The sequence below is a fragment of the Pseudanabaena sp. CCNP1317 genome (genome assembly GCF_034931345.1).
GTDB classification, from domain to species: Bacteria; Cyanobacteriota; Cyanobacteriia; order Pseudanabaenales; family Pseudanabaenaceae; genus Pseudanabaena; species Pseudanabaena galeata.
In genome coordinates this window covers 1-725 of the sequence record NZ_JAYGIF010000145.1, presented here as the reverse complement: position 1 = coordinate 725, position 725 = coordinate 1, and the positions used below count along the sequence as shown (strand labels likewise).

Here is a 725-nt window from a genome sequence, read left to right as displayed (position 1 = left end):
TGTAGATACTGTCTTGAGTACCAAAAAGTCAAGAGGGAATTTGGACAAAATTTGGGTCGAAAGAACGCTGAGACTTGAGAACACCAAAGACCTGTCGCAATAGCTTGTGCATGACCGCACCAATGACCGACATTTTGGACTTACCCTTAGCTGTAAGGCGAGCGCAGAAAGCAGCAATAGGCGAATTATAACGACGAGCAACAATCGCAGGCATAAACAAAGCTTTACGCAAACGGGAATTACCAATTTTCGATAAACGCGGCTTACCATGAATCGAAGAACCAGAAGAAAACTCACGGGGAGTTAACCCCGCAAAAGCAGCTAACTGATCGGCAGTATCAAAAGCCGAAATATCACGAATTTCCGCCAGTAATACAGTTGCGGTCAGTTCAGCAATACCAGGAATGGAAGTCAACAAATCCCGTTGAGATTTCAAATGAGGATGTTGATCAAAGTGCTGACGGATCAATTGCTTGGTCATTTCAATTTGCTCTTTGAGAAAATCAATGTGAGCGTTAATTGCCTCGACCAAAATAGGGTCAGCCGTGGCAAGACGATTCTGCTCTTGCTGCTGCATAGAGGTTAAGCTGTCTAAACGATGCACCAATGCTTGGAGTTGCTCAATTTCTAATGGTGGTGGTGTCCAAAGAGCAGGTTTTAAAGCTGCACAAAATCTAGCAATCACTTTGGCATCAGCACGGTCTGTCTTTGTCCGACTTAACTCA

Annotated in this window: 1 protein-coding gene; it reads right to left on the bottom strand. The window is 44.3% G+C overall.

Annotation, left to right across the window (positions count from 1 at the left end; all coding sequences use genetic code 11):
- Positions 1-28: 28 nt before the first annotated feature.
- A partial coding sequence (locus tag VB775_RS22560; protein WP_323216967.1) for an IS110 family transposase occupies positions 29-725 on the bottom strand: 697 nt, incomplete at its 5' end.